The sequence below is a fragment of the Pseudomonas extremorientalis genome, assembly GCF_001870465.1.
GTDB lineage: Bacteria > Pseudomonadota > Gammaproteobacteria > Pseudomonadales > Pseudomonadaceae > Aquipseudomonas > Aquipseudomonas extremorientalis.
This window is the reverse complement of record NZ_MDGK01000055.1, coordinates 25,582-51,357: the sequence shown is the minus strand read 5'-3', so window position 1 is coordinate 51,357 and position 25,776 is coordinate 25,582. Positions and strand designations below refer to the sequence as shown.

Annotated in this window: 23 protein-coding genes and 1 pseudogene; 10 read left to right on the top strand and 14 right to left on the bottom strand. The window is 60.8% G+C overall.

Going from position 1 to position 25,776, the window contains the following annotated elements; all coding sequences use genetic code 11:
- Positions 1–3 precede the first annotated feature (3 nt).
- The gene (locus BFN10_RS21235; RefSeq protein ID WP_071491306.1) at positions 4–555 is read left to right on the top strand and encodes a glutathione peroxidase; all 552 of its coding nucleotides are present in this window, start codon (positions 4–6) and stop codon (positions 553–555) included.
- A gap of 65 nt (positions 556–620) precedes the next feature.
- Here the strand turns inward: BFN10_RS21235 and BFN10_RS21230 are convergent.
- From BFN10_RS21230 to BFN10_RS21215, 4 genes and pseudogenes are all read right to left on the bottom strand, one after another.
- Positions 621–1,904: pseudogene (locus tag BFN10_RS21230) on the bottom strand (OmpP1/FadL family transporter).
- Positions 1,905–2,050: 146 nt separating this feature from the next.
- On the bottom strand, positions 2,051–2,533 hold the full coding sequence (locus tag BFN10_RS21225; protein WP_071491305.1) for a hypothetical protein: 483 nt from the start codon (positions 2,531–2,533) through the stop codon (positions 2,051–2,053).
- A 280-nt stretch (positions 2,534–2,813) separates the two neighbouring features.
- Positions 2,814–3,038 carry a hypothetical protein gene (locus BFN10_RS21220; RefSeq protein WP_005790139.1) on the bottom strand — a complete coding sequence of 75 codons (225 nt, stop codon included), beginning with the start codon at positions 3,036–3,038 and terminating at the stop codon, positions 2,814–2,816.
- A gap of 444 nt (positions 3,039–3,482) precedes the next feature.
- Entirely contained in the window at positions 3,483–3,788 is a 306-nt protein-coding gene (locus BFN10_RS21215; RefSeq protein ID WP_058424938.1) for a hypothetical protein, read from the bottom strand.
- A 457-nt stretch (positions 3,789–4,245) separates the two neighbouring features.
- On the opposite strand from BFN10_RS21215, the gene BFN10_RS21210 reads away from it, so the two are divergent.
- Both BFN10_RS21210 and BFN10_RS21205 read left to right on the top strand, forming a co-directional pair.
- Complete coding sequence (locus BFN10_RS21210) at positions 4,246–4,569, top strand: SEL1-like repeat protein (RefSeq protein ID WP_025855837.1); 324 nt, start codon at positions 4,246–4,248, stop codon at positions 4,567–4,569.
- Positions 4,570–4,744: 175 nt separating this feature from the next.
- On the top strand, positions 4,745–6,109 hold the full coding sequence (locus BFN10_RS21205) for a DNA recombination protein RmuC (RefSeq protein ID WP_173668611.1): 1,365 nt from the start codon (positions 4,745–4,747) through the stop codon (positions 6,107–6,109).
- 24 nt (positions 6,110–6,133) lie between these two features.
- Here the strand turns inward: BFN10_RS21205 and BFN10_RS21200 are convergent, their stop codons facing one another.
- From BFN10_RS21200 to BFN10_RS21190, 3 genes are all read right to left on the bottom strand, one after another.
- Positions 6,134–9,604, bottom strand: a complete 3,471-nt coding sequence (locus BFN10_RS21200) for a hybrid sensor histidine kinase/response regulator (protein WP_071491303.1) — start codon at positions 9,602–9,604, stop codon at positions 6,134–6,136.
- A 117-nt stretch (positions 9,605–9,721) separates the two neighbouring features.
- A complete protein-coding gene (locus tag BFN10_RS21195) occupies positions 9,722–10,105 on the bottom strand; it encodes a YbaN family protein (protein WP_071491302.1) in 384 nt (127 codons plus the stop codon).
- A 20-nt stretch (positions 10,106–10,125) separates the two neighbouring features.
- Positions 10,126–10,713, bottom strand: a complete 588-nt coding sequence (locus tag BFN10_RS21190; RefSeq protein WP_058424934.1) for a UPF0149 family protein — start codon at positions 10,711–10,713, stop codon at positions 10,126–10,128.
- A 265-nt stretch (positions 10,714–10,978) separates the two neighbouring features.
- On the opposite strand from BFN10_RS21190, the gene recQ reads away from it, so the two are divergent.
- Complete coding sequence (gene recQ, locus BFN10_RS21185) at positions 10,979–13,105, top strand: DNA helicase RecQ (protein ID WP_071491301.1); 2,127 nt, start codon at positions 10,979–10,981, stop codon at positions 13,103–13,105.
- Positions 13,106–13,226: 121 nt separating this feature from the next.
- Positions 13,227–13,661 carry a MarR family transcriptional regulator gene (locus BFN10_RS21180; protein WP_058424932.1) on the top strand — a complete coding sequence of 145 codons (435 nt, stop codon included), beginning with the start codon at positions 13,227–13,229 and terminating at the stop codon, positions 13,659–13,661.
- 229 nt (positions 13,662–13,890) lie between these two features.
- Here BFN10_RS21180 and BFN10_RS21175 read toward each other — a convergent pair whose 3' ends face one another.
- Positions 13,891–16,080 (bottom strand): patatin-like phospholipase family protein, encoded by a 2,190-nt coding sequence (locus BFN10_RS21175; protein ID WP_071491300.1) that lies wholly within the window; start codon positions 16,078–16,080, stop codon positions 13,891–13,893.
- A gap of 84 nt (positions 16,081–16,164) precedes the next feature.
- Here BFN10_RS21175 and BFN10_RS21170 point away from each other — a divergent pair, with 84 nt between their 5' ends.
- Positions 16,165–16,452: an Rdx family protein gene (locus BFN10_RS21170; protein WP_058424930.1), complete on the top strand. Its 288-nt coding sequence runs from the start codon at positions 16,165–16,167 to the stop codon at positions 16,450–16,452.
- 42 nt (positions 16,453–16,494) lie between these two features.
- On the opposite strand, the gene BFN10_RS21165 is transcribed toward BFN10_RS21170, so the two are convergent.
- The 3 genes from BFN10_RS21165 to BFN10_RS21155 form a co-directional block, all read right to left on the bottom strand.
- On the bottom strand, positions 16,495–16,776 hold the full coding sequence (locus BFN10_RS21165; protein ID WP_071491299.1) for a hypothetical protein: 282 nt from the start codon (positions 16,774–16,776) through the stop codon (positions 16,495–16,497).
- Positions 16,777–16,908: 132 nt separating this feature from the next.
- Positions 16,909–17,793 (bottom strand): DMT family transporter, encoded by an 885-nt coding sequence (locus tag BFN10_RS21160; RefSeq protein ID WP_071491298.1) that lies wholly within the window; start codon positions 17,791–17,793, stop codon positions 16,909–16,911.
- Between the two features lie 99 nt (positions 17,794–17,892).
- The gene (locus tag BFN10_RS21155; protein WP_071491297.1) at positions 17,893–18,642 is read right to left on the bottom strand and encodes a helix-turn-helix transcriptional regulator; all 750 of its coding nucleotides are present in this window, start codon (positions 18,640–18,642) and stop codon (positions 17,893–17,895) included.
- Positions 18,643–18,779: 137 nt separating this feature from the next.
- Here BFN10_RS21155 and BFN10_RS21150 point away from each other — a divergent pair, with 137 nt between their 5' ends.
- Positions 18,780–19,589 (top strand): UDP-2,3-diacylglucosamine diphosphatase, encoded by an 810-nt coding sequence (locus tag BFN10_RS21150; RefSeq protein WP_071491296.1) that lies wholly within the window; start codon positions 18,780–18,782, stop codon positions 19,587–19,589.
- 61 nt (positions 19,590–19,650) lie between these two features.
- Here the strand turns inward: BFN10_RS21150 and BFN10_RS21145 are convergent, their stop codons facing one another.
- From BFN10_RS21145 to phhA, 3 genes are all read right to left on the bottom strand, one after another.
- Positions 19,651–20,844 carry an amino acid aminotransferase gene (locus tag BFN10_RS21145; RefSeq protein WP_071491295.1) on the bottom strand — a complete coding sequence of 398 codons (1,194 nt, stop codon included), beginning with the start codon at positions 20,842–20,844 and terminating at the stop codon, positions 19,651–19,653.
- Positions 20,844–21,200: a 4a-hydroxytetrahydrobiopterin dehydratase gene (locus tag BFN10_RS21140; protein WP_010208721.1), complete on the bottom strand. Its 357-nt coding sequence runs from the start codon at positions 21,198–21,200 to the stop codon at positions 20,844–20,846. The genes BFN10_RS21145 and BFN10_RS21140 overlap by 1 nt, the downstream gene beginning before the upstream one ends.
- Positions 21,201–21,297: 97 nt before the next feature.
- The gene (gene phhA, locus BFN10_RS21135) at positions 21,298–22,089 is read right to left on the bottom strand and encodes a phenylalanine 4-monooxygenase (protein WP_071491294.1); all 792 of its coding nucleotides are present in this window, start codon (positions 22,087–22,089) and stop codon (positions 21,298–21,300) included.
- A 257-nt stretch (positions 22,090–22,346) separates the two neighbouring features.
- Here phhA and BFN10_RS21130 point away from each other — a divergent pair, with 257 nt between their 5' ends.
- From BFN10_RS21130 to flgG, 3 genes are all read left to right on the top strand, one after another.
- The gene (locus BFN10_RS21130; RefSeq protein WP_071491293.1) at positions 22,347–23,909 is read left to right on the top strand and encodes a sigma-54-dependent transcriptional regulator; all 1,563 of its coding nucleotides are present in this window, start codon (positions 22,347–22,349) and stop codon (positions 23,907–23,909) included.
- Between the two features lie 247 nt (positions 23,910–24,156).
- Positions 24,157–24,897, top strand: a complete 741-nt coding sequence (locus tag BFN10_RS21125; protein ID WP_071491292.1) for a flagellar basal body rod protein FlgF — start codon at positions 24,157–24,159, stop codon at positions 24,895–24,897.
- Positions 24,898–24,955: 58 nt separating this feature from the next.
- The gene (gene flgG, locus BFN10_RS21120) at positions 24,956–25,741 is read left to right on the top strand and encodes a flagellar basal-body rod protein FlgG (RefSeq protein ID WP_025855853.1); all 786 of its coding nucleotides are present in this window, start codon (positions 24,956–24,958) and stop codon (positions 25,739–25,741) included.
- Positions 25,742–25,776 lie beyond the last annotated feature (35 nt).

Sequence of the window (25,776 nt, the reverse complement as noted above, 5' to 3'; positions counted from 1 at the left end):
GACATGCAGATGCGTTGGCTCGCTGTACCCGTCCTGATGGCCATTGGCAGTGCCGCCCTGGCCGCCAGTTGCACGCCGCTGCTGGAGGGCCAGTTGCCCAAGCTGCGCGCCAAGGAATCCATCGACCTGTGCCAGCGTTTTGCTGGCAAGCCGCTGGTTATCGTCAACACTGCCAGCTTCTGCGGGTTCGCCCCGCAGTTCAAAGGCCTTGAGGCGTTGTACCAACGCTACAAGGGCCAAGGGCTGGAAGTGATCGGCGTGCCGTCCGATGACTTCAAGCAGGAAGCCAAGACTGGCGAAGAGACTGCCAAGGTCTGCTACGTGAATTACGGCGTGACCTTCACCATGACCGAGCCACAGAAGGTCAAGGGACCGGATGCGGTGCACCTGTTCAAGGTGCTGGCGCAGCAGACCGACACGCCGCCGAAGTGGAATTTCTACAAGTACGTGGTGGATCGGCAGGGCAAGGTGATTGCCAACTTTTCCAGCCTCACCAAGCCGGATAGTCCGGACATGATCAAGGCAGTGGAGGAGGCGATAGCGTCCAAGCCTTGATCGTCAGCCATTAAAAAGCCCCGCTTCCTTTGCAGGAGAGCGGGGCTTTTTTACACCCGTCTGGATCAGAAGGTGTAGGTCATGCCCAGGCCGAAACCGTTGGCGCTGTTTTCATACTTGGCGCGGTAGCTGGCGGTTGAAGGAGCGGCAGCGGTCTGGTTGACCTTGACGTCCTCTTCCTTCAGGTACGAGTAAGCCAGGTCGATCGTCATGTTATCCATGACTTTGTAACCAAGGCCCACACTGAAGATCGTGCGGTCGCCTGTAGGAATCCGCGGAGAACGATTGGTGTTGTTGGTGGGTGACTGGTCGAAGGTCAAACCGGTGCGCAACACCACTTGGTTGGTCAACTGGTAAGAAGTACCCACTGCGTAGGCTCAGGTATCGTGCCAGTTCTGTTCTTCGGTGATCGCGCTAAGTTGGCTCGGTGCCAATAAACCACCTGCCCCCGTTACACCTTTGTTGTTGACGGTGATCTCTTTCAGGCGACTCCAGCGCGTCCAGGTAGCACCGCCATACAGTTTCCAGGCGTCAGTCAGGTCTTGTGTAACCGACAGGTCGTAGGACTCTGGGGTATCGATTTTCAGCGACGCGTCATAACGGTTGTTACGCAGGAACGGTTGAGTGGCGGCGGGACCACTCACGGTGGTGTGGCCGTCCAGCTTGTACTTGACCTTGGAGTGGTAGGTCAGGCCAACACGTGTGGTATCAGTCGCTTGGACCAATACACCGACATTGAAGCCCAGTGCCGTATCATCGCCCTTGATTTTGACGTTGGTATCGCTGACGGCAGGGTTAAGGGTCTTGTCCGATTCCAGCACACCGGAGATCCGGTTGATGGTCGGGCCAAAGCCGACCGATACGCGGTCGTTGAATGCATAGCTGACAGTTGGCTGGAAGGTGATGACCTTCACTTCGCTCTTGCTGCCGAAACCACGGCCCTGAAAGCCGCTTTCGTAGTCAGTCACCAGGCCGAACGGTGCGTATACACCGAAGCCAACGGCCCACTGATCATTGAGTTTGTTGGTATAGAAACCAAATGGCACTGCGGTGAACGGAACCATGTCACCTTTGTTGGAGCCGCGAGAATTACCACCTGTGTTGCTGATATCGGTCGACGCATCAATGGCAGCAACACCGCCCGTGATTTGCTGGCCATTCAAGCGGGACATACCGGCAGGGTTACCGTAAACCGTGCTTGCATCATCGGCAGAAGAAGAGCGACCTGCGAAACCCGTACCCATCCCGCTGACGCTCTGTTCGTTCAGTGCGAAACCGCTTGCGAACAGATGGGAGGATGCCATGGCAACGGCGAGGCTAAGTGTGGTCTTGAGCATTACTTTTTTCATTATTAGAACTCCGTGGTGATCACCGCTGCGGAAAGTAACAATAAATTTAACATCGCGCTATAGGCTGTAATGCAGGAGATAGAGCGGTTTTGTAGGACAATCCGACCAAATTTCAGGTTTTTTGGCGAATCTTGCAAATTGCCCGGTCAGCAAACCACCTGATTCATGGGTGAAACACAGGTTTGCCACGCTTGAGTGAAATCACGCAGCCTTCCTTGTGGATGAAAAATTTCTTTCCAGATACGTGCCATGGCCAGCACATCACCGGGCGGGGGCAGTGCAGGGGTGTGTTGTTCCACCAAAAGCCAGGCGATGGCCGTGGCATAACGCAGGTTGACCGTCAGCTCAAGTTGCGGTGCGCTGAGGAACGCGTGCTGGCTGGCAAGGCCGCGTACCAGGCTGGCGCGCTCGGGGTCCAGCGCCAGGTAGTCGTCCCACAACGCGCGGTGGCGCGGTTCGGTGATGCTGTACAGGCCGTGTCCACGCCGGTCGTGCAAGGCGGAACCGAGTTCCGACTGGCTGGCGGCAATGCCCAGCAGCAGTGACTCGGCCGTCGGGTTATGTCGGCCGAGGTACATCAACGTCGGCCTGATCACATAACGACATAATTCGCTGGCAGCGATACCCATACAAGCCTCAATCCGTGAAAGTGGACGACGAGGCCTGAGAAGGTGGGGGCTTGGCAGCAGTGGATCGGATCTCAGGCTCGCCGGAAGCGGATCATGCCGCTTGAGTTGAAGTGTAGTGTCATATTTGCGATGTAAAGGACTGTTTTTAAAACATCTTATTCATTTAGTTATAACGTTTATATCTATTTGAACTTAGTGCAAAAGCTCGGTGGGCAAATTCCGGGCAATAAAAAACCCTGCTTTTTAAACAGGGTTTTTGTGTTTCAGCGACTCAGGTCGATCAGGCAGTCAGTGCCTGACGGGTACGCTCGATCACGGCCTGCAGCGGTTCTGCGCTGGAGTATTGATCGGGGTACAGGCGTTCGCTGTGACGAGCGATGCCGTGTTCGTTGACCAGGGTGAAGCTGAAGCAGCCTTTGCGAGCGGCCATGATCAGGCAGTTCATTGGAGCAAAAGCGTTGGTGAGGGTGCGAATGGCATCCTGAGTATGGATTTGAGCGTTCATAATTATTGGTGTTCCTACAAATGACACAGATAAGAACTGTGCCGTATTAAAACGTTCCAGTGACGTTGATCACCATTGATCGAACGAAGAACCCGACTGGAACAAAGCAGCCAGTTTGAAGCGCTATTAAGTTAGGCGCGCTTGGGCTGGCAGGTAGGTACTTAGGAGGGCAGGCGACACAACAGGGGCAAAGGTTCTGGGCCCAGGGTGAAGATCCTGATCAATTTGCAGGTTGGTTCGGTCAGAGTATGGAAACTTCGCGGCACCCTTTGCTTGTTCAAAGGCAGTGTCGTCGCAAGTAATACCTGGAAACCATCGAGGTGGTCGATCCCGTGTTATACAAGGGAGTTGTTCGACCAGAATTGACTTTCAGCTTGGTACTAACGCCGCGGATAGTAACGGATTGAAACGGGTAAGGGAAGTGTGTTAGCGAAAAAACTTCAATCAGCCGCCCAGCAGGCCCCGATAAACCAGTACCGTGGCTGCCGCTGCCAGCGAGCAACCCAGGCCGTAGGCGGCAAGGGTCAAGCGCAGGGATTGGCCGGTCTCGACCACTTTCATCACGTCACCCATATCGTTGATCCGGCCTTCGCCGAGCTCAATGCACAAGCTCACGGCCGTGAACGCCGCCGACAGCAAAATGGCGATGGCGAACAGTGCCCCGTCCGGAGAGGGCAGCGCCGCATTGATTCCCAAGGAAATGGCACAGATGGCCAGGAGCAGCACCGCGAACAACAGAATTCCCTTCATCGACCCCTCCACCCATGCGCTGTAGGTCGGGGAGTGTGGCGAGCCCGGCAAGATTTGAAAAGTCCCTGGTTGGCCTTGGCGGTAACATCTTTGCAGCAAGTTGCTTCAAAAAACGCCGGTGATATAACCGTCGGATGGGTACTTGTGCACATTAGTTGCGGGGTGTGTAACTGCGTTGTCAACTGCTCTGAGGGGCTGCCATTTGCCTGCAATGGAAATTTAAGTCAATGAAAAATCTGGCTTTTTTTTATTGGTGAAAAAATCGTCAGTTTGACTGCGACCCCCATTCCATGGGGCTTTGCGCGAGTTAAAGGGGGGTTGTCCACTGAGTTATCCACAGCTTCTGTGGATTGTCCCAAGCGCTTGCTCTAGAACGGGCGTGCAGAGTTTTTTCAGCTTTACCTGTACGAAAAAAAGAGTAGAGTGGCGCGCCTTCCGATCTGTCCCACAGTGCTTTATGAAGTTTCGCTCAGTATCACCTTCTGTTACCGATACCCCTCAAACTGTTACCGCCCCCAAGCGCTTCTCCTTGAAAGTTGCCTTGTGGCTGCTCGACAGTCCGCGCCTGGGTCATAACACCAACGTCAAACACTTCGCCGGGCGCTTGCTCAAGCAGCCCGCCCGTGAAGGCGTGGTCGCTGCCCAAAGTCGCCTGGGCCAACTGATGTGCCGTGAATGTGGGAATGCCCGCGACCGCCGCATCGGCCACGACCTGTTGCGCCTGGCGGCCCGTGCCGGCGACCGTCGCGCCCAGCGTGAACTGGGCCAGGTCGAAGACTGAGCTGTCCTCAGGCCCTGGGCTCCGCTAACCTTGCTTTTTTTCGGTGATGGCAGACATGTCTATGGTTTTTGACTGGACCAGTATCGCCCTGGGCCTCGCAGGCGCTGCCGTGCCTTTATTGGCGGTGTGCTGGCAGCTTCAGCGGCGTCTGACCGCACGCATGACCGGCTGGGAACTGCTCGAAGAGCGCCTGGCCACCGCACAACTGGCCCAGGAGGGCCTCGCCGCGCAGTTGGATGCCAGCCGCGACGAGATCAGCGATCTGAGCCAGGCCAACGCCGCCAAGCAGGCCGACCTGGCTGCCTTACGCCGCGAAGTCGAGCTGCTGCAGATCGACCGCGACAATGCCCGCGACGCCGCCCACGCCTGGAACCTCGACCGCAGCGCCAAGGAGACTGAGCTGCGCCGCCTCGACGCTCTTTCAGCTGCCTTGCGCGCCGAATTGCGCGAACAACAGGACAGCCATCAACAACGCCTGACCGACCTGCAAGGCTCGCGGGATGAGCTGCGCGCGCAGTTTGCCGAGCTGGCCGGCAAGATCTTCGATGAGCGCGAACAGCGCTTTGCCGAAACCAGCCAGGAGCGCCTGGGCCAATTGCTCGACCCGCTGAAGGAGCGCATTCAGTCTTTCGAAAAGCGCGTGGAAGAAAGCTATCAGAACGAGGCGCGCGAGCGTTTTTCCCTGGCTAAAGAGCTGGAGCGCCTACAGCAACTGAACCTGCGTCTGTCGGATGAAGCCACCAACCTGACCCGTGCGTTGAAGGGCCAGAAAACCCAAGGCAACTGGGGTGAACTGATCCTCGAACGGGTATTGGAGCACGCGGGCCTGGAAAAAGGCCGTGAGTACCAGACCCAGGTCAGCCTCAAGGGCCCGGATGGCGAGCGCTTCCAGCCGGACGTGCTGATCATGTTGCCTGGTGACAAGCAGGTGGTGGTGGATTCCAAGGTCAGCCTCACCGCGTATCAACAATACGTGGCGGCGGATGATGAGGTCATCGGCCAGGCGGCCCTGAAACAGCACGTACTGTCGCTGCGTAATCACGTCAAGGGGCTGGCGAGCAAGGATTACAAGCGCCTGGAGGGCCTGCACAGCCTGGATTTCGTGTTGCTGTTCGTACCTATTGAAGCAGCGTTTTCCGCTGCGTTGCAGGCCGAGCCGAGCCTGTTCCAGGAAGCCTTCGACCGCCATATCGTGATCGTCAGCCCGACCACGTTGCTGGCCACCCTGCGCGTGATCGACAGCCTGTGGAAGCAGGAACGCCAGAGCCAGAATGCCCGGGAGATCGCCGAGCGCGCCGGTTGGCTGTACGACAAGTTCGTGTTGTTTATCCAGGACCTGGATGAAGTGGGTAACCGTTTGCAGCAGTTGGATAAGGCTTACAGCGCAGCACGTAACAAGCTGACAGATGGGCGCGGAAATCTGGTCAGCCGGACTGAGCAATTGAGGTTGCTCGGTGCGCGGGCCAGCAAGAGTCTTCCTGCTGATTTGCTGGAACGGGCGATGACCGACTCAGATGGCGTGGCCCATCTGCCCGAGTAACGGTAGGCGTCGGCCTGCCGTCTCCTACAAAGGCAGATGCCGACTCAACAATGCTCGCAACGCTGCCGGTTTCACCGGCTTGGCCAGGTAATCCAACCCCGCCGCATGCACCTCGGCCACCATCTCCGGACGGCCGTCGGCGCTGATCACCACGCCGGGAATCGGCTCCGCCAATTGTGCGCGCAGCCAACCCATCAGTTCAGTCCCGGTTTCGCCATGGTCCAGATGGTAGTCCACCAGCGCCAGTTGCGGACGCACGCCATCGGCCAGCAATGCCGCGCATTGCGCCTGGTCGGTGGCGGTCCAGACTTCGCAGCCCCAGCGCGTCAGCAGGCTGCGCATGCCGAGCAGGATGCTCTCTTCGTTATCCACGCACAGCACCTGCGCACCGCTCAGCGGCAGGCCGGTTTCCTGCGGCGTCCTGACCTGCGCGCTGGTCTGGTTACGGGCCAGCGGCACGCGCACGCTGAATACGCTGCCTTTGCCGGGCCATGAACGCACACTCAGGCGGTGGCCCAGCACGCGGCACAGGCCGTCGGCGATCGCCAGGCCCAACCCCAGGCCTTTCTCGGCGCGGGTCTGGTGGCTGTCCAGGCGCTTGAATTCCTCGAAGATCACCTTTTGTTTATCCGGTGGGATTCCCGGGCCACGGTCCCACACTTCCAGGCACAGCTCGTCTTTACGTCGGCGTACGCCGAGTAGCACCGGGCCGTCGGCATAACGGAATGCGTTGGTAAGAAAGTTCTGCAAAATCCGGCGGAGCAACTTGATGTCGCTGTCCACGCGCAAACGACTGCCGCGCAGGCGGAAGCGCAGACCTTGCTCCTGGGCCAGCGCCTTGAACTCGGCGCCCAAGGTGTCGAACAGTTCGTTAAGCACAAAAGGCTGGCGCTGCGGATTGATCTTGCCGTTTTCCAGGCGCGAAATATCCAGCAGGTCGCTGATCAGGTCTTCGGCGGAACGCAGTGAGCTGTCCAGATGCTGCACCAATTGCCGGGCTTCGCTGGAGAGGCCGTCCTGCTGGTGGGAGAGGGCGGCGGAGAACAGGCGTGCGGCATTCAGGGGTTGCATCAGGTCATGGCTGACCGCCGCCAGGAAACGCGTCTTCGACTGGCTGGCGGACTCGGCCACGCCCTTGGCGTCGGTGAGCGCCACGTTCAACTGCGACAGTTCGTGGGTGCGCTCGGTGACCCGTTGTTCCAGGCCTTCGTTGGCCTCTGTAAGAGCTTGCTCGGCTTCACGGAACGCAGTGATGTCGGTGAAACTCATCACGAAGCCACCGCCGGGCATCGGGTTGCCGATCAGCTCGATCACGCGACCATTGGGAAACAAGCGTTCAGACGTGTGCGCACGGCCCTGGCGCATCCAGTGCAGGCGTCGCGCCACATGCACTTCGGCCTCACCTGGCCCGCACAAGCCACGTTCGGCGTTGTAGCGGATGATGTCGGCAATCGGCCGACCGACGCTGATCAGTCCATCCGGGTAGTTGAACAGCTCCAGGTAGCGCCGGTTCCAGGCCACCAGCTTGAGGGACTGGTCGACCACGCTGATACCCTGGGTGATGTTCTCGATAGCGCCTTGCAGCAAGGCGCGGTTGAACTGCAGCACTTCCGAGGCTTCGTCGGCGATGCGTACTACGTCCTCCAACTGCATTTCCCGCCCTTCAATGGCGGCTTTCACCACGGCGCGGGTCGAGGAGGCACCGAGTACACCGGCCAGCAACCGCTCTGTGTGCGCGATCCAGTCGTTGTCGGCATTCTGGTTGGGGTTGAAGCCTTTGCCCTGGCGATAGGCGAAGCGGATAAAACTCTGCTGGGCGCGTTCTTCACCCACAAAGCGCGCGGCCAGGCTGAGCAAATCACTGATCTGCACCGACAGCATCGAGCGGGCGCTGGCGCGTTGGCTGATTTCCTGGCCAATAAAACGCCCGGCTTGCCAGTGTTCGGAAACCCGTGTGCGCGACAGCATCGACACCCACACGAACAGCGTGAAGTTGCCCGCCAGCGAGAACACGGTGCCCAGGGTCAACGACGTGACGGACAGACCCAGTGGATGGGAATGCATCCACGTCAGTCCTGGGAAAAGGCTGAGGGACCAGCCCAGGCTTTTCGCCGTAACCGGTAGGACCAAGGTGTAGAACCATAGGAAAGTGCCCGCTGCCAGCCCGGCAAACACGCCGCGTCGGTTGGCCTGTTTCCAATACAGCGCACCGAGCATCGCCGGTGCCAGTTGAGTCACGGCGGCAAAGGCGATCTGGCCGATGGTCGCCAGGCTCGCGGTGGAGCCCAGCAGGCGGTAGCTGACGTAGGCCAGCAACAGGATGATGACGATGCTGACTCGGCGTACCGACAGCATCCAGTGGCGGAACACTTCGAACGGGCGCTCGGCACTGGAGCGGCGCAGCAGCCACGGCAGTAGCATGTCGTTGGAGACCATGGTCGACAGGGCGATGCTCGCCACAATCACCATGCCGGTGGCCGCCGAGGCGCCGCCGATAAAGGCCAGCACCGCCAGCGCCGGGTGGGCTTCGGCCATGGGCAGGCTGATCACGTAGGAGTCCGGCAGCACCGAGCCCGGCAGCATCATCTTGCCGCCCAGGGCGATCGGTACTACAAACAGAGCGGCCAGGATCAGGTAGGCGGGGAACACCCATTTGGCCAGACGCAGGTCCTGAGGGTCGATATTTTCCACCACCGTGACATGAAACTGCCGCGGCAGGCAGATGATCGCCATCATTGCCACGCCGGTCTGCACCACCATCGACGGCCAGTTGACGGTCTCTTTCCAGTATTCCTCCAGCCGTGGCGCCAACATGGCCTGGCTGAACAGGTCGCCGAAACCGTCGTACAGGCCGTAGGTCACAAACGCGCCGACCGCCAGAAAGGCGAACAGCTTGACCAGGGATTCAAACGCGATCGCCAGCACCATGCCCCGGTGGTGCTCCGTCGCGTCGAGGTTGCGCGTACCAAACACGATGGTGAACAGCGCCAGCACCAGCGACACAATCAACGCGGTGTCCTGGGCGCGGGTGCCGGTGGTGTCCGCGCCCGCGCCGATCAACAGGTTCACCCCCAGCACGATGCCTTTGAGTTGCAGGGCGATGTAAGGCAATACGCCGACCAGGCAGATGAGTGCGACCACCACCGCCAGCGATTGGGATTTGCCGTAGCGTGCGGCAATAAAGTCGGCAATGGAGGTGATGTTTTCCTGCTTGCTGATCAGAATCATCTTCTGCAGCACCCAGGGTGCCAGCACCAGCAGCAGCACCGGCCCCAGGTAAATCGGTAAAAACGCCCACAGCTGTTCGGCGGCCTGGCCTACGGCGCCGAAGAAGGTCCAACTGGTGCAATAAACTGCCAGCGACAGGCTGTACACCCAGGCACGCATGCGCGGCGGCAGTGGCGCACGGCGACGGTCACCGTAGAAGGCGATGGCAAACATAATGGCCATATAGGCCAGGGCAACGGCGGCGATCAGCCCGCTGGACAGCGTCATGGTAACTCCGAGCATAGGAACGCCCGGGCATTCCAGGCCCGGTTGGACAGTCTCGCATGATGCCTGGGGTTAGTCAGTGTCGACCAAGGTCGTGTGGGATCGAATGTCGCAGGTCATTCAGCGCGGTGGCAGGGTTTTCTGGCGCAGGATGTAGATTGTCACCAGCACGGCGCTGGTCAGCATGAAGCCGCGCGCCCACGGTAGGGGCACTAAATAGCAGGACACGCCGATGCTCAGCCACATCAAGCCGATGGCGTAGACCTTGCCCTTGAGCGGGATGCCGTTGCCGTCCAGGTAATCACGGATCCACGGGCCAAGGCGCGGGTGTTGCACCAGCCAGTGGTAGAAACGCGGGGAGCTTCGGGCGAAGCAGGCGGCGGCGAGCAGCAGGAAGGGCGTGGTCGGCAATACCGGTAGGAAAATGCCGATGACCCCCAGCGCTACGCTCAGCCAACCAATGGCCAGCAGCAGGTAGCGCAGGAGCAGCGGACGGTTGCCCATGGGTGTCACGGGCAAACGACTCAGTGGTGACGTGGCTTGAGGATCGCCGGTTTTTCGTCAGGGGCGTTGCACAGCAGGTACAGCGCGGTGAGGGCTTCCGGGATCTGCACGATCATGTCGTCCATCAGGTTGGCGTCGGCGGCGATGTCGGAGAACTCCGGCTGGTCGTCGAACAGACCCGAACCGACCATGATCGGCAGCAGCATTTCGCTGACTTCTTCCTCGGCGGTTTCGAACCAGGCGGCTTCGCGCAGGAACACGCCTTCCATGAAGCCGATGCACCAGCCGCGCAGGTCGGAGTCATCCGGCTCTTCGCCCAGGTCCAGTTCGCACGGCAGCTCGAACTCTTCGTCGGAGGCCAGTTGGCGACCGATGTGGGCCTTGAGGGCCAGCAGGGTGGCTTCGATTTCTTCGCGTTGGGCGGCGTCGGTGTAGTGCGGCTCTTCGGCGAACAGCGCGTCGATCCATTCACGGTCAGGCACGACCTCGGAGCAGATCGACAAGGCGGTCAGGTAGCCGTGGGCGGCCACGTAGTCCAGCGCCTCGTCATGCAGCTCATCGGCGTCGAGGAAGGCTTGCAGGCGGGTTAGTTGCTCAGCGAAGGACATTGAAGAGTTACCTTGGGAATAAACGATGCTGAATTCTAGGCTTTCTTGAGCGCCCAGGCCAGCCGCACGGCATTTTAGATCGTGGCGGCTATTCGTCAGTGATGCCCTTTGCCGCAGATCGCTCGGGTATACTGCCGCGTTTTGTGATGCCCTTGCAGGCCAAGCGCCAGCCCGCGAAAACTTCGCTTACGGATTATTTCCCGTGAAAGCGTGTTTTTTCGGCCAGCCTGTACAGAGGGATTTCGGCACCATTTTGGAGTTTTACATGCTCGAGCAGGCTCAACGCGTCCTCAAGGACATCTTCGGCTACGACAGTTTTCGTGGCCGCCAGGGTGCGATCATTGAGCGCGTGGCCAGTGGCGGTGATGCACTGGTCCTGATGCCTACCGGTGGCGGCAAGTCATTGTGCTTCCAGGTGCCGGCGCTGTTGCGCAATGGCTTGGCGGTGGTGGTATCGCCTTTGATTGCATTGATGGACGACCAGGTGGCAACCCTGGAAGAGCTGGGTGTCGCCGCCGCATCGTTGAATTCCACCCTCAGTGCCGAACAGCAGCGTGACCTGGCCGCTCGCATCAAGCGCGGTGAAGTGAAGATGCTCTATCTGGCGCCCGAGCGCCTGGTACAGCCGCGCATGCTGGCGTTTTTGCAGAGCCTGGAAATCGCCCTGTTCGCCATCGATGAAGCCCACTGCGTATCGCAATGGGGTCATGACTTCCGCCGCGAGTATTTGCAGCTCGGCCAATTGGCGGAGCTGTTTCCCGATGTGCCGCGCATTGCGCTGACCGCGACCGCCGACAAGCGCACCCGGGAAGAAATCGTCGAGCGCCTGCATTTGCAGAACGCCGAACGCTTCCTCTCAAGCTTCGACCGACCGAATATTTTCTATCGCATCGTGCCCAAGGAGCAGCCGCGCAAGCAGTTGCTGGCGTTCCTCTCCGAGCGGCGCAGCGACGCGGGCATCGTCTATTGCCTGTCGCGCAAGAAGGTCGATGAAGTGGCTGCGTTTCTCTGCGAGCAGGGCTACCCGGCGCTGCCGTACCACGCCGGCCTGCCCAACGAAACGCGTTCGGCGCACCAGAAGCGCTTTCTCAACGAGGAAGGCCTGATCATGGTGGCCACCATCGCGTTCGGCATGGGCATCGACAAATCCAACGTGCGCTTCGTGGCGCACATGGATTTGCCCAAATCCCTCGAGGCGTACTACCAGGAAACCGGGCGTGCCGGCCGTGACGGTTTGCCGGCGGATGCGTGGATGGTCTACGGCCTGCAAGACGTGGTGATGCTCAAGCAGATGTTGCAGAACTCCGAAGGCGACGAGCGACACAAGCGCCTGGAGCAGCACAAGCTCGACGCGATGCTCTCGCTGTGTGAGGAAACCCGCTGCCGGCGCCAGACCCTGCTGGCATATTTCGATGAAGACATGCCTGAACCCTGTGGTCATTGCGATAACTGCGTCGATGGCGTGCAGACCTGGGATGCCACCGAGCCGGCGCGTCAGGGCTTGTCCGCTATCTACCGCACCGGCCAGCGTTATGGCGTGGGCCACTTGGTGGATGTTTTGCTGGGTAAGGACAACGAGAAAGTGCGCAGCTTTGGTCATGAGAAACTCTCGGTCTTTGGCGTTGGCAAGGCCCGCGCCGAAGGCGAATGGCGTTCTCTGTTCCGGCAGATGGTCGCGCGTGGATTGGTAGACATCGACATCGAAGGATTCGGCGGCTTGCGTCTGAATGACAGTTGCCGGCCCTTGCTGAAAGGCGAGGTCAGCCTGGAATTACGCCGCGACCTCAAGCCGCAGACCACCGCCAAGACCAGCACCAGTCAGGCCAGCCAACTGGTGCGTGGCGAGGAACGCGAACAGTGGGAAGCCCTGCGCACCCTGCGCCGCAAACTGGCCCAGGAACACAGCGTGCCGCCGTACGTCATTTTCCCCGACTCGACGTTGTTGGAAATGTTGCGCGAACAGCCCACCACCATGGCCGAGATGGCGCGCGTCAGCGGCGTGGGTGCGCGAAAGCTGGAGCGTTACGGCCAGGCGTTCCTCGAAGTGCTCGGCGGCCAGGCCGAAGCGCCAAAGGAGGTCGCCGATATCCGCCACGAACTGATCAGCCTGGCACGCGCCGGCATGACCCCGATCCAGATCGCCGGTCAGTTGCAATGTTCGGAAAAAAACGTCTACACCTTGCTTGCCGAATCCATCGGCAAGCAGCAGTTGTCGTTGGAGCAGGCCCTTGATTTGCCAGAGGATCTGCTCGGTGAGATCCAGGATGCGTTCCTCGACGGCGAGGGCGAATTACCACCTGTTGCGGAGATTGCGCCGCTGTTTACCGGGCGTGTTCCAGAGGGGGTTTTGTACTGCGTGCGCGCGGCTTTGCAGTCTGAGTTCGAAATTTAGTGTGGCAATTACGACAATGTAACGAATCAGTACATAGCAACTCTTGCCTATGGGCAAAGCTCATGCTTAGCTGACTAATAATTAGCCACACTTTATTTTCAGTCTAAACAATGAGTTTTTTATGTCTTTAACCGATCAACATCGTTTTGGCATGCAGCTGGCGCAAATGTCCCGTGGGTGGCGCGCCGAGCTGGACCGCCGTCTGGCGGGGCTTGGTTTATCCCAGGCGCGCTGGCTGGTTCTGCTGCACTTGGCTCGTTTTGAAGAAGCACCCACCCAGCGTGAGCTGGCGCAAAGCGTCGGCGTCGAAGGGCCTACACTGGCTCGCCTGCTGGACAGCCTTGAAGGCCAAGGCCTGGTGCAACGCCAGGCGGTGGTGGAAGACCGTCGTGCCAAGCGCATCGTGCTGTGTGATACCGCACGCCCCCTGATCGAACAAATCGAAACCATTGCCACCGCCCTGCGCCACGAGCTGTTTGTGGGGGTGGACGAAGCCGACCTGAGCGTGTGCATGCGCGTGCATGGGCACATCCTGGCGAATCTGGAAAAGTCCTGAAGAAACCACCGGGCGGGCTTGCTGTGGCCAGCGGTGCTGTGGTGGTGAGCAGATTTGTTGTGGCGAGCGGGCTTGTCCCGCGTTGGGCTGCGAAGCAGCCCCACTAAAGTCACCGCGTTTTTTCAGCTAGAAATCAGTCGTCTGTTTTTGGGGCCGCTTCGCAGCCCAACGCGGGACAAGCCCGCTCGCCACAATAGCGCCGCTCTCCACACGGGTTCTGTGCAAGACGCTAAAACGTCTGCCCCAGGTTCAGATACACCGCCTTCTGGTTGTCATCGTTGAATCCATAGCTGAAATTCAGCGGCCCCAACGGCGTATCGAACCCCAGGAAAATACTCGCCGCGTTGATATAGCCGCTGTCGAATTCGTTGTCGTTGTTCCACGCCCGGCCGCGTTCGAGTGAAGCGCCCAGGTACAACGGGAAATCCAGTGGCAGGTACGAACGGGGCGTAAGCCTGCGGTAGTACACCGCCCGCATCAGGCTGATGTTCTGCCCCGAGATCGCATCCTGGCGAAAGCCCGATAGCTGTCGCGCCCCGCCCAGCAGGAAGCTGGAAATCACCACATCCGAATCATCCAGGGTGCGCCCGTAGCGTCCACCCAGCACCAGGGTGTCCGGGCCGTGGCTCATGGCTTTGTCGAGCTTGAACTCCCACTGGCGGTAGCGCTGGTCCGAGCCCAGGCCGGGTTCGAACTCGCGGTAGGCCAGGCCGATGTCTTCGCCGGTGTGGGGGAAGTACACGTTGTCCAGGGAATCGAAGGAGTACTTCAGTTCATAGAAGCCTTCGCTGAAACTCACGCTGGGCAGGTCGCGGTCGCCGATGCGCACGTCCGCCTTGCCCCAGGCTTCGCCGACGCCGAAGCGGATCTCGCCGCTGTTGCCGATCTGGCGGCCGACGTTCAAGCCAAAACCGTAGCGTTCCAAGCGGTATTCGGAGATGGGGTCGTTGTCCAGGATCAGCTCGACGTTCTGCGCCTGGGCCCTGATGTACGGTGCGACAAAGTAACGCGAGCCGGTGTCCATCGGCTGGTAGAACTCGCTGTAGAGCTCCTGGCGATCCCCGATCTGCACCCGCGTGAGCCATTCCGCACCGAGCCGGTTGATGCCATTCATGCGGTAGCTGGCGCCGAGGTTGAAGGCGCTGTCGCCGCGCATGTCATCCGACAGGTTCAGGCCCAGGCGCAGGTAGTCGGTGCCGCTGCGCTTGCCCCGCGCGCTGATCACCAGCGTGTTGTCCTGGCCCTTCTTGACCACGCGGTATTGCACTTGCTCGAAATAATCCAGGCCGTACAGGGTGCCCATGTCCGTTTGCAGGCGTCCCAGGTTGAGCGGCTCGCCCAGGGGTTGGCGAATGTAGTAGCGGATCACGTCGTCGCTGACTTTCGAATCGTTCTCCACGCTGATCGCGGTGATCACCGGGGTGCGTTCGCCCGGCGTGCGCGCGGCCACCAATTGCGGGTCGACCGGCTCGGCGGGGCGCAGGTGGGCCAGGCGCATGTCAAGGGCACGGGTGGCGCGGTAACCGGCGTCGATCATGTCCTTGGCGCGGCCGAAGTCGGTCACGCCATAGGCGGCGAGAGGCGGCTGGATCAGCACGTCCTTGGGGTGCAGGTCCTTGAGTTGTTCCTCGGAATTGCGCCGGGTCATCAAGGTGATGGACTGGTTGAGCACATCCACCACCGTGGCCAGTTGCTTGCGCGAACGCAGCGGGGTGCCGATGTCCACGACTATGGCGATGTCTACGCCCATCTCTCGCGCCACATCCAGCGGGATATTGTCGGTCATGCCGCCGTCCACCAGCAGCCGACCGTCCAGTTCCACCGGTGCGAACACCGCCGGGATCGACATGCTGGCGCGGATCACCTGGGGCAGGTGGCCCTTGCGGAACACCACCTTCTCGCCGGTGGTGATGTCGGTCGCCACTGCCCGGAAGGGGATGGGCAACTTGTCGAAGTTACGCGTGTTGCTGGTGTGGGCGAACATGCTTTCCAGCAGCAGCGCCAGGTTCTGGCCCTGGATCACACCCAGTGGCAGGCCCAGGCTGCCGTCGTCGCGAAAGCTGAGTTTCTGCTTGACCAGGAAGTCCCGGTCATCCTGTTTGCGCCGGAACGGCACGTCTTCCCGCGGCGGTGCGTCGGACAGGGCCTGTTGCCAGTCGATACTCAGCGCCAGCTTTTCCAGTTCATCGATCTTGTAGCCAGAGGCATACAACCCACCGATCACCGCGCCCATGCTGGTGCCGGCAATCGCGTCGATCTGGATGCCTTGTTCTTCCAGCGCCTTGAGCACGCCGATATGGGCCAGGCCTCGGGCGGCGCCGCCAGACAGCACCAGGCCGATTTTCGGACGGGGCGGTTCAACGGCGTCGGCAAGCAGAGGGAACAGGCACAGCAACAGGCAGGACAGCAGGCGGCGCATCAGGAATCTCGGGGCTGGGCGATAAAGGCCGGTATTATAGCCATTCGATCCGTCGAGCCCGTCATGCCAGGAGCCTTTCAAATTATGTCCACAAGCAAACCCGAGATCGTGATCACCTATTGCACCCAGTGCCAGTGGCTGCTGCGTGCCGCGTGGCTGGCGCAGGAACTGTTGAGTACGTTTGCCGATGACCTGGGCAAGGTCTCACTGGAGCCGGCCACCGGCGGCGCGTTTCGCATCACCTGTGATGGCGTACAGATCTGGGAGCGCAAGGCGGACGGGGGCTTTCCCGAAGCCAAGGTGCTCAAGCAGCGCGTACGCGACCGGATCGACCCGCAGCGTGACCTGGGGCACAACGACCGTACGCAGTGAACGTCACCGCCCTATCAAGGGCGGTGACCCTCTCGTGCGGCCCTATTTGGCGGCCATCTTTTGTTTGATGAAGCCAATCAGCCACGTCAGTATGAGGCCGCCTATACCACCCCCCACAATGTTGCTGCCAACTGCCGCCACATCCAGCGCTTCACCGCCCGAGGTTCCCGTGAATGCCGCGAAGACCTGGCCCAACACCAGTCCGCCGACACCCCCGATCAGTGTATTGAGCCCGGTCCCGAGGCTCTGTTTGGTCATGCCGGCGACGTTGCCGCCGACTGCCCCGCTGATGATCTGTACCAATAAGCTGATGAGCATTTCCATGGTAAAGCTCCCGCATCGCGTTGAGGTTGTGACCACTCGCTTGCAGCAACTTCAGAACACACCCAGGCTGTCATCGAGCTGTCGGATATCCGTTGAACGACTGCTGACTGTTGCGGATGTTTAAAGTATAGATCAGGCCGTTGCAGTGGGCTGCTTGGCCTGGCTGGCGCTGCCCATCAACCCCGACAGCACAATGGCGACGATGATCAGTGCGCCGCCCAGCAGCATGCGCAGCGTCGGCGTTTCGGCAAACAGCAACCAGGCAGCGGTGATGCCATAGACCGGCTCCATGGCAAATACCACCGAAGCCGTGCGCGCCTTGATCACCGCGAGGCTGGCGACAAACAGGCTGTGGGCCAGGCCCGTGCAGAACACGCCGAGCAAACCGATCCATAGCCAGTCGATTGCCCGTACCTCGGTTAACCCCGGTGCCGCCACCGGCAACAGGCAAACCGCGACCACCACGTTCTGGCACAAGGCCGCCTGCACTGCGGGGATGCGGCCGGAGCTGGCGCGGTTGTTCAGCGATAACAGTGAAAACAACAGCCCCGAGGCGATCCCCCAGAGCAAGCCGCCCGTGGCTTCACTGGCAAGGTTGAAGTCCGGGGTGACCAGCACCAGCCCGACGCTGACCAGCGCCACCAGTACAATTTCGTTGGTGCGGATCCGCTCGCGGAAAATCAGCCCTTCGAGGATTACGGTAAACGCCGGGAACGCGGTGAAGCCCAAGGTTGCGACGGCCACACCGGCTACCTTGACGGCAATAAAGAAGGTCACCCAGTGCGCCGCCAGCAACACACCGCTCACCAGCAGCCGGCGCCAGTCGCGCAGCTCCAGTATCTTCCACGCCGTGCTGCTGGCGAACCGGGCAAACACCGCCAGGGCCACCACGGCAAACGCCGCGCGACCAAACACGATGATGGCTGGCGAAGCGGCCGCGAGTTTGCCGAATACGCCGGTTAGGCCAAACATCAATGCGCCGATATGCAGGGCGCCGAGGGCTGAGCGGGGAGTCATTGCGATCCTTGAGACAAGCGGGTGGCAAGTGCGCAGTCTAGTGGGTCGCCGGTGCGGATGTCTGTCGTGCGGCTCGCGTTTTTTATCGCAGGACTCTTCCTACGCGTTGCGTCGCAAAGCCCCCGGCGACGCGCCAAACTCACGCAGCATCGCGGCAGCAAAGGCGCTTTGCGAGGTGTAGCCGACGCGATCGGCGATGTCGCCGATGGGCAACGGCGTTTGGCGCAGCAGGTCCAATGCCATGTGCAGGCGCCGACTGCGGATGTAGTCCATAGGCGTTTGTCCGCATTCGGCGATGAAGCGGGCATGCAAGCGTGCCACCGACAGGTCAGCGATGCGCGCCAGGTCCGCCACCTGCAGCGGGTGCGCAAGGTGGCGCTCGATGTGCGCATTGAACGCCGCGTACGGCAGACGCCGTGCCGAAAGGGGTTGGGCCTGGGGATGATTGAGACTGGCCAATAACAGCACGGCGCCTTGCTGGACGATCAGCGGGTCATCCACCGGGCTGTGCGCCAGCCATTGCACCAACTGGTTCTGCCGCGTATCCAGGGCCAGCCGCGCCGGTTGGTCGAGCAAGCGGCGGCTGGCGTCGGCATGTTCGCCCAGCGATTGCAGCAACCAATGCTCGGTGGGCACATCCAGCACCAGGCAGCGGCTGCCATCACGGCTGCCGCACGCATGGTGGGCGGAGAAGGGCAGCACCATCACGCTGCTTTCGCGGACCTGGCTGCCACGCCCATCGACTTCCAGGTCCAGGTGCCCGGACAGGCCGAACACCAACTGCGCATGGTCATGGCTGTGGGCGAGGGGCGCTTCGAGGTAATGGCGCAGGGTGAGGGCGGGTCCCATAGTGGTCTCCATGCTGGCAAGCCGGCAGTCTACAACGCTTTGCGGCCGGCAGGCGCTGTCATCAGACTGACGCACAGTTGTCATGGGCTATTAATCGCCAGGGCGCAAGCTCGCGAAAACACCGTCGAGGGATGCCCATGACCAGTGCCGAGTTCACCAAGCCCAGCCGCAAGCAACGGGTGCGTACCCTGTGGATTTCCGATGTGCACCTGGGCACGCGGGATTGCCAGGCTGAGCATCTGTCGCAGTTCCTCAAGGGCTATCACGCCGACAAGGTCTACCTGGTGGGCGATATCATCGACGGTTGGAAACTGCGTGGCGGCATGTATTGGCCCCAGGCTCACACCAACGTGATCCGTCGCCTGCTGACCATGGCCAAGCGCGGCACCGAGGTGATCTACGTCACCGGTAACCACGACGAATTCCTGCGCCGTTATTCCAAGCTGATCCTGGGCAATATCCAACTGGTAGACGAAGCCATTCATGTGACTGCCGATGGCCGCCATCTGTTGGTGATCCACGGCGACCAGTTCGACGTGATCACCCGCTATCACCGCTGGCTGGCATTCCTCGGCGATTCGGCCTACGAATTCACCCTCACGCTCAACCGCTGGCTGAACCATTGGCGGGCGCGCTATGGCTATGGCTACTGGTCGCTGTCGGCGTACCTCAAGCACAAGGTCAAGACGGCGGTGAATTTCATCAGCGATTTCGAAGAAGCCATCGCCCACGAAGTGACCAAGCGCGAGCTGCACGGGGTGGTCTGCGGGCATATTCATCATGCGGAGATCCGCAAGGTGGGCGAGGTGGACTATCTCAACTGTGGGGATTGGGTGGAGTCGTGCACGGCATTGATCGAGCACTGGGATGGGAGTATCGAGTTGTATCGGTTGGCGGATGCGCAGGCCAGGGAAGCGCAGCTCAAGGCCGAAATGGTCGCGGGCTGAAGTTGCACACAAGCCAGATGTGGGAGGGGCAAGCCCTCTCCCATATTCATTCCGGGTTTCGTCAGCGGGAAACGTCGGCGATGGCTTCGGCCAGCAGCGTCAACCGCGTGGCATCAATCCCTGCCACATTCGCCCGGCCAGAACTCACCATATATACGCTGTGTTTCTCCCGCAGTTGTTTAACCTGCTCGGCACTCAGGCCGGTATAGGAAAACATCCCACGCTGTGCGCCAATGTGCGCAAACCGCTCCGACAGACCATGGGGGGCCAACGCCTCCACCAGCCCGGAACGCAGGTGTGCGATCCGCGAGCGCATGGCCTCGACCTCGTCGCTCCACTGCTTTTTCAGCTCGGCATCACCCAGGATCGTCGCCACCACCGCCGCACCATGGTCTGGCGGCGTCGACCACAGGTTGCGCGCCGTGTTCGCCAGTTGGCTGCGCACATCCGTCAGCTTCTCGGCATCCGCTGCGCACACGATCAGCGCGCCGACACGGTCGCTGTACAAGCCGAAGTTTTTCGAGCAGGAGCTGGTGACCAGCACTTCCGGCAACTCGGCCGCGAACAGTCGCACCGCCCAGGCATCCTGCTCCAGGCCATCGCCAAAGCCCTGGTAGGCGAAGTCGATCAGCGGCAGCAGTTGGCGCTCGCGCACGATCTGCAGCACCTGGCGCCAGTCATCCTGGGACAGGTCAAAACCGGTCGGGTTGTGGCAGCAGGCGTGCAGCAGCACGACATCGCCCTGGGGCACGCGGGACAAAGTGGCGAGCATCGCCGCCACGTCCAGGCGATTGTCGGCACCCACGTAGGGGTAATGACTGACCTGGAGGCCGGCCTTGGCGAAGATGGTTTCGTGGATCGGCCAGGTCGGGTTGCTCAGCCACACGCCACGGCCCGGTAGGTTGTGCGCAATAAAGTCGGCGCTCAAACGCAGGGCACCGGTGCCGCCTGGGGTCTGGGTGGCGCCGGCACGACGGTCGCGCAGCAGCGGGGAGTCGGCGCCGAGCACCAGTTCGCTGATCAGCTTGCCAAATGCGGCATTGCCGTGGCCGCCGATGTAGGTCTTGGTGGTTTGCGTGTCAACCAGGCGCTGCTCGGCCAGTTTCACCGAGTGCGGAATCGGCGTCAGGCCTTGGTCGTCCTTGTAGACGCCCACGCCCAGGTCGAACTTGTTCGGGTTGGCGTCCTGGGCGTACAGGTCCATCAGCCCGAGGATCGGGTCGCCGGGTACGCGGCCAATGGCATCGAAGTGCATTACTTGCGGCCCTCGGCGTCCTTGGCCACTTCGTCGGTGCGGGCGGCCATGATGAAGTCGTTGCGATGCAGGCCCTTGATGGAGTGGCTCCACCAGGTCACGGTGACTTTGCCCCACTCGGTGAGCAGGCCAGGGTGATGGCCTTCGGCTTCGGAGATTTCACCCATGGCGTTGGTGAACGCCAGGGCAAATTTGAAGTTCTTGAACAGGAAAACCTTTTCCAGTTGCATCACGCCGTCGCGGACTTCGATGTTCCAGTCAGGGATCTGCTTGAGCAGTACCGGCAGTTCTTCATCGCTGACTTGCGGGGCATCGGCGCGGCAGGCTTCGCAATGGGCTTGGTTCAAGGTGGTCATGATGGTGTCCTGAATTCGAGTGTTTGAAGATCAGTAGCGTCACCCTAAAGCAACGCGCGGCCAGGGAACAGACTCACCTGGCCTGAAGATGTAAGGTTCAAGCCGCTTTGGGTTTCGGTGGAAACTTCGGCGCGTGCAGACCCAACTGCATACCGCGCTCGACCATGCCCATGATGTCTTCCTGCGCCACTTCGAACAGGCGCTTCAGATCGGGCAACACGAAATACAACGGTTGCAGGATGTCGATGCGGTAAGGCGTGCGCATGGCTTCCAGCGGGTCGAACACCTGGTGTTCGGGCTCGGACGACAGGCTGTACACGGTCTCCTTGGGCGATGACAGAATGCCGCCGCCGTAGATGCGCCGGCCTGCGGGCGTGTCCACCAGGCCGAATTCGATGGTCATCCAGTACAGGCGCGCCAGATACACCCGTTGCTCCTTGGTAGCCGCCAGGCCCAGCTTGCCGTAGGTGTGGGTGAATTCGGCGAACCAGGGGTTGGTCAGCAGCGGGCAGTGGCCGAAAATCTCGTGGAAAATATCCGGCTCTTGCAGGTAGTCCAGTTCTTCGCGAGTACGAATAAAGGTCGCCACTGGAAACTGCTTGCTGGCGAGCAATTCGAAGAAGGTCTGGAAGGGAATCAGCGCCGGCACACGGGCGACCTGCCAGCCGGTAGTCTCGGCCAGCACCTTGTTGATTTCACCCAGTTGCGGGATGCGATCGTGTGGCAGGCCGAGCTTGTCAATGCCGTCCAGGTATTCCTGGCAGGCGCGACCCTCGATCACCTTCAACTGGCGAGTGATCAGGGTGTTCCACACCGCGTGTTCTTCCGGCGGGTAATGGATAAAACCTTGCGCGTCGGGCTCGCGGGCCACGTACTGCGTCTGCTTCATACGGCTCTCCTGCTAGGCATTCGTTCTTGTTATGTCCTGCGATGAGCCTATTGATAACCCGGGCGAGGCCGGATTCCATCTGTTTAAAACGCCTTGGCGTAGGAAAACTTACCATTTTCCGTAAAGTATTCGTTACGCTTGTGGGGCTGGCCGTTGCATTGGGCTGGGAAAGTCACTCCGCCTGTCACATAATCTTGACGACTATCTGCGCCCAGCGACAAAAAGACGCGGCGCTTCCCCATTTTTCGGGCCTCCTCATGCGTATCAAAGTGCATTGCCAGAACCGTATCGGCATCCTGCGGGACATCCTCAACCTGCTGGTGGAATACGGTGTCAACGTCGCCAAGGGCGAGGTCGGTGGGGAGCATGGCAACGCCATTTACCTGTACTGCCCGAACCTGGTGAACATGCAGTTTCAGGCCCTGCGCCCGCAATTCGAGGCGATTGCCGGGGTGTTTGGCGTCAAAAGAGTCGGGCTGATGCCCAGCGAGCGCCGGCATATGGAACTCAATGCACTGCTGGGCGCCCTGGAGTTTCCGGTGTTGTCCATCGACATGGGCGGCTCCATCGTCGCCGCCAACCGCGCGGCGGCGCAGTTGCTCGGGGTGCGGGTGGATGAAGTGCCGGGCATTCCGTTGTCGCGCTATGCCGAGGACTTCGACTTGCCGGAGCTGGTGCGCGCGAGCAAGTCGCGGATCAACGGCCTGCGGGTCAAGGTCAAGGGCGACGTGTTCCTGGCGGACATCGCGCCGCTGCAATCCTCCGAGCATGACGACAGCGAGGCCATGGCCGGTGCTGTATTGACCCTGCACCGCGCCGATCGCGTCGGTGAGCGCATCTACAACGTGCGCAAGCAGGAACTGCGTGGCTTCGACAGCATCTTCCAGAGCTCCAAAGTCATGGCCGCGGTGGTGCGCGAAGCCCGGCGCATGGCGCCGCTGGACGCGCCGCTATTAATAGAAGGCGAAACCGGCACCGGCAAGGAACTGCTGGCGCGGGCCTGTCACCTGGCCAGCCCGCGTGGGCAATCGCCGTTGATGGCGCTCAACTGCGCCGGCCTGCCTGAGTCGATGGCTGAAACCGAGCTGTTCGGCTACGGCCCTGGCGCGTTTGAGGGCGCGCGCGCCGAAGGCAAGCTCGGCCTGCTGGAGCTGACGGCGGGCGGTACGTTGTTTCTCGACGGTGTAGGGGAAATGAGCGCGCGCTTGCAGGTGAAACTGCTGCGCTTTTTGCAGGACGGTTGCTTCCGTCGCGTCGGCAGCGATGAAGAGGTGTACCTCGATGTGCGGGTGATCTGCGCCACCCAAGTGGATTTGTCCGAGCTGTGCGCCCGTGGCGAATTTCGCCAGGACCTCTATCACCGCCTCAATGTGCTGTCCTTGCATATCCCGCCGTTGCGCGAATGCCTGGACGGCCTGGCGCCGCTGGTCGAGCACTTTCTCGACCAGGCCAGCCGACAGATCGGTTGCCCGCTGCCCAGGTTGGCGCCCGCCGCAATGGAGCGCCTCAGTCATTACCACTGGCCAGGCAATGTGCGGCAGTTGGAAAACGTGCTGTTCCAGGCGGTGTCGTTGTGCGACGGCGGGACGGTCAAGGTCGAGCACATCCGGTTGCCGGACTATGGCGTGCGTCAGCCGCTTGGCGATTTTTCGCTGGAGGGTGGCCTGGAAGAAATTGTCGGGCGGTTCGAGAAGGCGGTGCTGGAAGCCTTGTACGCCGAGCATCCCAGCAGTCGGCAGATGGGCAAGCGCCTGGGGGTGTCGCACACCACCATCGCCAATAAGCTGCGCGACTACGAAATCCTCAAGACCGATAAATAACCCAATGTGGGAGGCGGCAAGCCCCCTCCCACATTTGATCTTTGTCGTTTTCAAGGACGGGGCTTGCCGCAGGCGGCAGTAGTCCGCCGTTTTTTCGACTCGCGCTCAATGCGGACTTCACCCCACCTCACGGCAAAGCCCCGCCCCGCCTGCACTTCTCGCTATTTTCAAAAGTTGGTTCGCAAATTGCTTAAGCCTCATCAGTACAGCGGTGGGCGGCAAGCGTCCGTCAGAAAGAGGAAGAAGCGTGGACAAGTACCTTTATGTGGCAATGACCGGCGCCAGCCAGAATGCTCTGGCGCAGAAGGCCCATGCCAACAACCTGGCGAACATTTCCACCAATGGTTTCCAACGTGACCTGGAGCAGGCGCGTTCGATGCCGGTGTTCGGTGACAGCTTTCCGGCGCGGGCGTTTGCCATGACCGAGCGTCCGGCCACCGACTTCACCCCTGGCGCCATGATCGAGACCGGCCGTGACCTGGACGTGGCCGTCAACGGTGACGGTTGGTTGGCCGTGCAGACCCCTGACGGCAGCGAGGCCTACGTGCGCAGCGCCAGCATGAACGTCGATGCGTTGGGCGTGCTGCGCGCTGGCAACGGCATGCCGATCATGGGCAACGGTGGCCCGATTGCCGTGCCGCCCCAGCAGAAAATCGAAGTGGGTGCCGACGGCACCATCAGCATCCGCGCCATGGGCGAAGGCCCGCGGGTGATGGCCGAAGTGGACCGCATCAAGCTGGTCCAGCCGGACCTGAAGAACATGAATAAAGGCCTCGACGGCACCATCCACACCAAGGATGGCCAGCCGGCCCAGGCCGACGCGAACGTCAAGCTGACCTCGGGCTTCCTGCAGGCGAGCAACGTCAATGCCGTGGAAGAGATGACTGCGGTGCTGGCGCTTTCCAAGCAGTTCGAGCTGCACATCAAGATGATGAACAGCGCTAAAGAAGACGATCAGGCCATGACACGCGTCATGCAGATGAGCTGATCCAACACACTAATTTTGCGGCGCAGCGCCAACAAACAGGCGCACGAAGGAGAACAGCATGCTTCCGGCTCTATGGGTTGCCAAAACAGGCCTGTCCGCCCAGGACACCAACCTGACCACCATTTCCAACAACCTGGCCAACGTGTCGACCACGGGTTTCAAACGTGACCGTGCCGAGTTCCAGGACTTGCTCTATCAGATCAAGAAGCAGCCAGGCGCCCAGTCGACCCAGGACAGCGAACTGCCGTCCGGCCTGCAATTGGGTACCGGTGTGCAGATCGTCGGCACCCAGAAGAACTTCAGCGCCGGTAACCTGCAGCAGACCGGCCAGCCGCTGGACATGGCCATCAACGGCCGTGGTTTCTTCCAGATCCTGCAACCGGACGGCACTACTTCCTACACCCGTGACGGTACTTTCCACCTGGATTCCAACGGCCAGATCGTGACCGCCAACGGTTTCGCCCTGGAGCCGGCCGTGATCGTTCCAGCCGACGCCAAGACCTTCACCGTCGGTAACGACGGTACCGTGTCGATCACCGTGGCCGGCAACCCCGCGTCGCAAGTGATCGGCAACCTGCAGACCGCCGACTTCATCAACCCGGCCGGCCTGCAGGCCATGGGTAACAACCTGTTCCTGGAAACCGCCTCCAGCGGCGCGCCGCAAATCGGCACCCCTGGCTTGAACGGCTTCGGCACCACGCTGCAAAGCACCCTGGAAACCTCCAACGTGAGCACCGTTGAGGAGATGGTCAACATGATCACCACCCAACGCGCCTACGAGATGAACTCCAAGGTGATCTCCACCGCCGACCAGATGCTTTCGTTCGTAACGCAGAATCTGTAATCAAGTCTATGGGGCGCTCTTGAGGGCGCCTGCAA

What these genes read in the sequence shown, in the direction of transcription:
- BFN10_RS21130 (WP_071491293.1), top strand. Translation starts at nt 22,347, where the DNA reads ATGCGTATCAAAGTGCATTGCCAGAACCGTATCGGCATCCTGCGGGAC.
- phhA (WP_071491294.1), bottom strand. Translation starts at nt 22,089, where the DNA reads ATGAAGCAGACGCAGTACGTGGCCCGCGAGCCCGACGCGCAAGGTTTT.
- recQ (WP_071491301.1), top strand. Translation starts at nt 10,979, where the DNA reads ATGCTCGAGCAGGCTCAACGCGTCCTCAAGGACATCTTCGGCTACGAC.
- BFN10_RS21190 (WP_058424934.1), bottom strand. Translation starts at nt 10,713, where the DNA reads ATGTCCTTCGCTGAGCAACTAACCCGCCTGCAAGCCTTCCTCGACGCC.
- BFN10_RS21200 (WP_071491303.1), bottom strand. Translation starts at nt 9,604, where the DNA reads ATGACGCTGTCCAGCGGGCTGATCGCCGCCGTTGCCCTGGCCTATATG.
- BFN10_RS21175 (WP_071491300.1), bottom strand. Translation starts at nt 16,080, where the DNA reads ATGCGCCGCCTGCTGTCCTGCCTGTTGCTGTGCCTGTTCCCTCTGCTT.
- BFN10_RS21170 (WP_058424930.1), top strand. Translation starts at nt 16,165, where the DNA reads ATGTCCACAAGCAAACCCGAGATCGTGATCACCTATTGCACCCAGTGC.
- BFN10_RS21225 (WP_071491305.1), bottom strand. Translation starts at nt 2,533, where the DNA reads ATGGGTATCGCTGCCAGCGAATTATGTCGTTATGTGATCAGGCCGACG.
- BFN10_RS21140 (WP_010208721.1), bottom strand. Translation starts at nt 21,200, where the DNA reads ATGACCACCTTGAACCAAGCCCATTGCGAAGCCTGCCGCGCCGATGCC.
- BFN10_RS21180 (WP_058424932.1), top strand. Translation starts at nt 13,227, where the DNA reads ATGTCTTTAACCGATCAACATCGTTTTGGCATGCAGCTGGCGCAAATG.
- BFN10_RS21145 (WP_071491295.1), bottom strand. Translation starts at nt 20,844, where the DNA reads ATGCACTTCGATGCCATTGGCCGCGTACCCGGCGACCCGATCCTCGGG.
- BFN10_RS21235 (WP_071491306.1), top strand. Translation starts at nt 4, where the DNA reads ATGCAGATGCGTTGGCTCGCTGTACCCGTCCTGATGGCCATTGGCAGT.
- flgG (WP_025855853.1), top strand. Translation starts at nt 24,956, where the DNA reads ATGCTTCCGGCTCTATGGGTTGCCAAAACAGGCCTGTCCGCCCAGGAC.
- BFN10_RS21165 (WP_071491299.1), bottom strand. Translation starts at nt 16,776, where the DNA reads ATGGAAATGCTCATCAGCTTATTGGTACAGATCATCAGCGGGGCAGTC.
- BFN10_RS21160 (WP_071491298.1), bottom strand. Translation starts at nt 17,793, where the DNA reads ATGACTCCCCGCTCAGCCCTCGGCGCCCTGCATATCGGCGCATTGATG.
- BFN10_RS21215 (WP_058424938.1), bottom strand. Translation starts at nt 3,788, where the DNA reads ATGAAGGGAATTCTGTTGTTCGCGGTGCTGCTCCTGGCCATCTGTGCC.
- BFN10_RS21150 (WP_071491296.1), top strand. Translation starts at nt 18,780, where the DNA reads ATGACCAGTGCCGAGTTCACCAAGCCCAGCCGCAAGCAACGGGTGCGT.
- BFN10_RS21195 (WP_071491302.1), bottom strand. Translation starts at nt 10,105, where the DNA reads ATGGGCAACCGTCCGCTGCTCCTGCGCTACCTGCTGCTGGCCATTGGT.
- BFN10_RS21220 (WP_005790139.1), bottom strand. Translation starts at nt 3,038, where the DNA reads ATGAACGCTCAAATCCATACTCAGGATGCCATTCGCACCCTCACCAAC.
- BFN10_RS21155 (WP_071491297.1), bottom strand. Translation starts at nt 18,642, where the DNA reads ATGGGACCCGCCCTCACCCTGCGCCATTACCTCGAAGCGCCCCTCGCC.
- BFN10_RS21210 (WP_025855837.1), top strand. Translation starts at nt 4,246, where the DNA reads ATGAAGTTTCGCTCAGTATCACCTTCTGTTACCGATACCCCTCAAACT.